The organism is Blastomonas sp. (genome assembly GCF_030373265.1).
Taxonomy (GTDB): domain Bacteria; phylum Pseudomonadota; class Alphaproteobacteria; order Sphingomonadales; family Sphingomonadaceae; genus Blastomonas.
The window spans coordinates 1-5,750 of sequence record NZ_JAUCZC010000055.1 but is presented as its reverse complement, the minus strand read 5'-3'; the positions used below and the strand labels follow the sequence as shown (position 1 = coordinate 5,750).

The 5,750-nt window shown below is 66.7% G+C and carries 5 protein-coding genes; all 5 read right to left on the bottom strand.

The genetic code is table 11. The features are described from left to right. Positions 1-95 precede the first annotated feature (95 nt). The 5 genes from QUV11_RS17065 to QUV11_RS17045 are packed head-to-tail and all read right to left on the bottom strand — an operon-like array spanning position 96 to position 5,478. Positions 96-1,085 (bottom strand): acyl-CoA dehydrogenase family protein, encoded by a 990-nt coding sequence (locus QUV11_RS17065; protein ID WP_300884224.1) that lies wholly within the window; start codon positions 1,083-1,085, stop codon positions 96-98. Continuing rightward, the gene (locus QUV11_RS17060; RefSeq protein WP_300884222.1) at positions 1,082-2,200 is read right to left on the bottom strand and encodes an acyl-CoA dehydrogenase family protein; all 1,119 of its coding nucleotides are present in this window, start codon (positions 2,198-2,200) and stop codon (positions 1,082-1,084) included. Before QUV11_RS17060 ends, QUV11_RS17065 begins: the two co-directional genes overlap by 4 nt. A gap of 57 nt (positions 2,201-2,257) precedes the next feature. Then, positions 2,258-3,454, bottom strand: coding sequence for an acetyl-CoA C-acetyltransferase (locus QUV11_RS17055; protein WP_300884220.1), 1,197 nt, complete (start codon positions 3,452-3,454; stop codon positions 2,258-2,260). Between the two features lie 51 nt (positions 3,455-3,505). Beyond that, positions 3,506-4,462: an EamA family transporter gene (locus QUV11_RS17050; RefSeq protein WP_300884219.1), complete on the bottom strand. Its 957-nt coding sequence runs from the start codon at positions 4,460-4,462 to the stop codon at positions 3,506-3,508. Beyond that, positions 4,462-5,478: a low specificity L-threonine aldolase gene (locus QUV11_RS17045; RefSeq protein WP_300884218.1), complete on the bottom strand. Its 1,017-nt coding sequence runs from the start codon at positions 5,476-5,478 to the stop codon at positions 4,462-4,464. Before QUV11_RS17045 ends, QUV11_RS17050 begins: the two co-directional genes overlap by 1 nt. Between the last annotated feature and the right edge of the window lie 272 nt (positions 5,479-5,750).

Genomic DNA, 5,750 nt, shown 5'->3' with positions numbered 1-5,750 from the left:
GGTCTTTCACACGGGTGGGGTCGCAGGTTCAATCCCTGCCGCGCCCACCATCTTTTCAATGACTTGAGAATGATGGCTGACTGCCGCTTCTGGCGTCAGTCTGCCGAATCGGTGCGCGCGACCATGGATGCCCAATAGCCGTCCGCGCCGGAAGCGCAGACCGCCTGGCCCAATACCCTATTCCAGTGCTGTTCGCTGCCGAACTCCGAGCGCCACGACCATAATCGCCGCGTCAGCGGGTGCAGGCCGTAATCCTGCGTGAAACCGATCGCGCCGTGGACCTGATGCGCGATTGCCGCGCCGCTGTTTGCAGCCATGTTCGAGCGCGCCTTGGCCGCGGCGGTCTCGAACGCGGCATCACCGCGATCGAGCGCCTGCGCCACTCCGTTTGCCGCGCAATTGGTCGCCGCAGCCTCGCAGGCGAACACCGCCAGCGCCTGTTGCACCGCCTGCAGCTTGCCCAGCGGCTTGCCGAACTGCTGGCGGTCGTTGACATAGCCCACCGCCGTCGCCAGCGCCGCGTCGAGCGCGCCGGCCATCTGCATCGTGCGAAGCGCCGCCCCCAAGGCGAACACGTCACACGCTACCGGGCGCACCGGCACACCGGTCAGGTGCAGCACGTCGCGCGGTTCGCCTGCGATATTCTCGCGTTGTTCGACCCGCGCCGCGCCCAGCGGCACGAGCATCGCACCGCCCCCCGGCGCGGGCGCAGCGGCAAAAGCCGCATCGCGCCCCCAGGCGACGCCGCGCAGCACGCCGGTAAAGCATCCATCGGCAATCTCGCCCTCGGCCCGTTCGGCCAGGGATCCAATCCCGTCTGAGTCGAAGCCGACCTGCGCCGCCAGCCAGGCGGCGGCCACCGCCTCCACCATGGGCAGCGCCAGCGCATGATAGCCCGCCAGCCGCGCCACGATGGCAACATCGGCCCAGGTCCCGCCAAAGCCGCCTTCGGCTTCGTCCAGCAGCAGGCCGCCAAACCCCATGGCCTCGATCTGCGCCCACCCGTCCGCGACATTCGTCGCGTGCGACAGCCCGGCAAAAAGCCCGCCGGCCATATCCGCGAGCATGATCTGCTGTTCGGTCATCTCAGCCCCAGCCCCCGTGCCACGATCCCGCGCAGTATCTCGCGCGTGCCGCCGCGCAGCGAAAAGCTCGGCGATACCTGCAGCAGCTGCCCGGTCAGCACCGCCAGCGGATCGTCCGATGCCAGATCCAGATCGAGAACCTGCTGCACAAGCTGTGGGATCGCCTGTTCAAAGCTGTTGCCCAAATCCTTGACGATCGTCGCCTCGAGCGAGGGATCCTCGCCCAGCGCCATCCGCCCGGCCACCGCCAGCGACATCTGGCGCAGCGTCCATGCCTCGCTGACGAACCGGCCCGCCAGCGCCACCGCGGCGGTATGCCCGGTCGCGGCGGCATGGCGCACCAATTCGGTGACCAGGACCATGCTCGACAGATAGCGCTCCGGCCCCGATCGCTCGAGCGACAGCTCGGCGGTCGCCTGCGCCCAGCCTTCGCCTTCCATGCCCAGCAGCGCATCGCCCGGCAGCCGCACCTCATCGAAGAACACCTCGTTGAAATCATGCTCGCCGGTCAGGTTGACGATCGGCCGGATCGTGATCCCCAGGGTGTCGAGCGGGATCAGGAACTGGCTGAGCCCGGCGTTGCGCTGCGAGCCCGGTTCGCTGCGGAACAGCCCGATCATGATGTGCGCGATATGGGCGTTGGTGGTCCAGATCTTCTGGCCAGACAGCACCCAGCCCTCGCCATCGCGCCGCGCGGACGAGCGCACCGCAGCCAGGTCCGATCCCGCGCCGGGCTCGCTCAGGCCGATGCAGCCGTAAATCTCGCCCGCCGCGATGCCGGGTATCCAGCGGCGTTTCTGCGCCTCGGTGGCATGGCGCAGCAGCAGCGGCGCGGTCTGGCGATCGGCGATCCAGTGCGCACCCACCGGGGCCCCCGCCGCGAGCAGCTCCTCGAGCACGATGTAGCGCTCCAGCGCATCGCCGTCGTGACCGCCATAGCCACGCGGCAACGTGATCCCGATCAACCCTGCCGCGCCCAGGGCCCGGCTGAAGGCGGGGTCGTTAACCTGCCAGCAATTGGCGCGCCCCGCTGCGCCCGCATGTGCCGCGATCACCTCGCCCACCCGCGTGCGAAGGGTCGCAGCCCCGGCGGGCATCGCGAACGGCTTGGTCAAAAACGTCTGCACCCCGGACATTGCCCCTTCGAATTCAGTTGTGCGCGATGGCCCTGGTCAGGCGCGCTCGAAGATCGCGGCGATGCCCTGCCCGCCGCCGATGCACATCGTCTCCAGCGCATAGCGACCCTTGCGCCGATCGAGCTCGTTGAGCATCGTCGCCAGGATGCGCCCACCGGTCGCGCCGATCGGATGGCCGAGCGAAATGCCCGAACCGTTGACGTTGAGTCGGTCGGGGTCGTTCCAGTTCCAGCCCTTGAGCACCGCCAGCACTTGCGCGGCGAAGGCCTCGTTGACCTCGACCAGGTCCATGTCGTCAAGCGACAGGCCCGTTCGCTTCAACAGCTTTTCGGTCGCGGGTACCGGCCCGATTCCCATGCGCGAGGGTTCGCACCCCGCCACCGCCCAGTTGACGAAGAACGCCATCGGATCGAGCTTTAGCTCGGCCAATTTGTCCTCTGCCACCACCAGACAGGCGGCCGCGGCATCGTTCTGCTGGCTGGCATTGCCCGCAGTCGTCACCCCGCCGGCATGGACCGGGCGCAGTTTGGCGAGCGAATCCCTGTTGGTGTCGGGGCGGATGCCCTCGTCGCGGTCGAAGATCAGGGGATCACCCTTGCGTTGCGGCACCGGCACCGGGACAAGTTCGTTGGCAAACTTGCCCTCGGCCCAGGCAGCGGCTGCGCGGCTCTGGCTGCGCACCGCATAGTCGTCGGCTTGCTCGCGGGTAATGCCATAGTCGCTGGCAAGGTTGTCGGCGGTTTCCATCATGCTCTGGATCACGCCGAACCGCCATTCGGGCTGCGAGCGCACGCGCCCGCGCTCGAGCCGGTCATGCATGGCAAAACCGCCCATCCGCGAGCCCCAGCGCGATTCGGTGGAATAGAACTCGCAGTTGCTCATCGATTCCGCACCGCCTGCGATCACGACATCGGCAGCGCCGGTCTGGACCATCATTGCCGCGGTCGAGATCGCCATCAGCCCGCTGCCGCAGCGCCTCTCCATCTCCATGCCCGCCACCCCAATCGGCAGACCGGCGTTGAGCGCGCACCATCGCCCGAGCGCGGGTGCCTCGCCGCTGCCATAAGCGTGGCCAAAGATGACATCGTCGATCCGCTCGGGATCGATCCCGCTGCGCTCGACCAGCGCCTTGATGATGATCGTCCCCAGATCTTCCATCTTGAGCGGCTTCAGCGCTCCGCCGAACCCGCCGACCGCGGTCCGCAATGGGGAAATGATGGCTGCCCGCCTCATGATGCTCTCTCCTGTCTGATCAAACCAACATGCCCTTGATCTCTTCGCGCGTCATCCGGTCAGTCTTGGCGTCCGGGGGGTTCTGGCGCGCATCGCGATGATCAGCCCGATCATCCCCAGCACTGCCCCGCCCGCGGCGAGCGCGCTCCAGACATAGCCTTCGAACACCGTGGACAGCATCATCGCCACCACCGGCACCAGCACGCTGCTATAGGCGGCGCGCGCCGGGCCGATGTCGCGGATCAGCGCGAAATACATCGGGAAGGTGACCACCGAGCCGAGCAGCCCCAGATACACGATACCGCCGATATACGCAGGCCGGGTCTCGATCACCGGGGGGCCATACAGGATCCAGCCCAACACGGCGTTGCCCAGTGCGCCCCAGAGCATCGCCCAGGCAAGCAGCGACAGGATCGGCATCGTCCGCACCCGCTCGGCCGATTGCATCACATTGGCGACCGAGGCCGACAGGATGGCGCACAGGGCAAGCCCTAGCCCCAGCATGACATCGCCAAGGTCCGCAGGCATCGCGCGATATTCCTGGACGAACAGCAAGGCGATGCCCGCCAGCGCGACCGCGGTGCCGAGGATGAAGCCGCCTGCGATCCGCTGGCCCAGGAACACGCGCGAAAGGATGGCGTTGGGCACCATCAGCATGGCAAACAGCACCGCGAGCAGCCCCGAGGTGATGTACATCTCGGCCCGGTAGACGAAATTGAAGTTGGCAGAGAACTGGAACAGCCCGAGCGCGAGAGCGATCAGCTGTCCCTGGCGGCCGAGCTTGAGCGGCGCGCCGCGCCACCAGGCCAGCGCAAACATGCCGATCGCCGCCACGCCGAAGCGGTAGCTGACCGACCAGGTCGGCGGGACGCTGGAAATCTGGTCCTTGATCACCAGCCAGGTCGAGCCCCAGATCAGCGAGACCAGCAGAAACGGCACCAAGACCCGTGCCGACAGCATCGAGGGTTCCTCGCGCGGCTCAGGGACTGCTGCGGCGCTGCTGGCCATCAAAGCGCGGCGATCGCGGCGGCGAGCGGCGCCACGGTGTCGGCGTCCTGATCCCAGGCGGTGACGAAACGGGCTTCGCCACCCTCGCTCGTCATCTCGCCCCAGTCGTAGAATTCGAAGCCTTGCGTACGCAGCGCCTTGGCCTCGCCCGCGGTCAGCCGCACGAACACCTCGTTGGCCTCGACCGGATACAGCAACCGGTCGCCGGCTGCCTGCGCGATCGCCTGCGCGCCCGCATTGGCAGCCGCGGCATTGGTCCGCCACAGATCGTCCTCGAGCATCGCCAGCAGCTGCGCGGCGAGGAACCGGCCCTTGGACTGCAACTGTCCGGCGCGCTTGCGCAGATACGGCAGTTCTCGCGCCAGCGCCGGCTCGAACACGATGATCGCTTCGGCATTCATGCCGCCGTTCTTGACGCATCCGAAGCTCAGCATATCGACGCCCGCGCGCCAGGTAATATCCGCCGGATGCGCGCCGGTGCTGGCAACCGCATTGGCAAAGCGCGCGCCGTCCATGTGCAGCTTGAGACCCCTGGCCTTGCACAGGTCCCCGATCGCGGCAACCTGCTTCGGCGTGTAGACCAGGCCATATTCGCTGGCGTTGGTGATCGAGGCGCAGGCGGGCTGCACCTGATGGACATCATCCCGAATGTTGCTCAGGACGCGCGAAATGTCATCGACCGAAAGCTTAGCACCCTCGCCATCGGCGAGAATCAGTTTGGCGCCATGCATGAAAAAGCCCGGCGCTCCGCATTCGTCCTGCTCGATATGCGCCATCTTGTGGCAGATCACGCCCTTGTGCGGCGGACACAGGGCCGACAGCGCCAGCGCGTTCGCCGCTGTCCCCGTTGCCACCCACAAAGCGCTGACTCGCGTACCGAAAAGTTGGCTGAACCGATCGTCGAGCTTCTGGCTGAGCGCGTCGCCGTCATATGGCGAATCCAGCTGGTTGGCAGCGATGATCGCATCCATCACACGCGGATGGACCGCAGCGGCATTGTCGGAAAAGAACTTCATGCCTCGGTCTGGTAATGGCCCGAGAGCCAAGGTCAAGCAGTCGCGTGGACGCAGGCCGCTTGCCGGGGGCAGATCGCGGCTGAGGCGGACGCAGTTCAGCCCCGGAAGCGGAGTGCTTTCGGGGCGGATGGTGGTGTTGTGCTGGGTTTGAACGGGCAGCGCATTGTTGTCCGTTGCAGGATGTTTGGGGTGCTTGGTTTCGCTTGTTGGCGAGGATTGCTGGTTGCGGGAGCAGGATTTGAACCTGCGACCTTCAGGTTATGAGCCTGACG

Excerpts from the sequence above, each read along its gene's own strand:
- QUV11_RS17065 (WP_300884224.1), bottom strand. The coding sequence starts at position 1,085 with ATGACCGAACAGCAGATCATGCTCGCGGATATGGCCGGCGGGCTTTTT.
- QUV11_RS17055 (WP_300884220.1), bottom strand. The coding sequence starts at position 3,454 with ATGAGGCGGGCAGCCATCATTTCCCCATTGCGGACCGCGGTCGGCGGG.
- QUV11_RS17050 (WP_300884219.1), bottom strand. The coding sequence starts at position 4,462 with ATGGCCAGCAGCGCCGCAGCAGTCCCTGAGCCGCGCGAGGAACCCTCG.
- QUV11_RS17045 (WP_300884218.1), bottom strand. The coding sequence starts at position 5,478 with ATGAAGTTCTTTTCCGACAATGCCGCTGCGGTCCATCCGCGTGTGATG.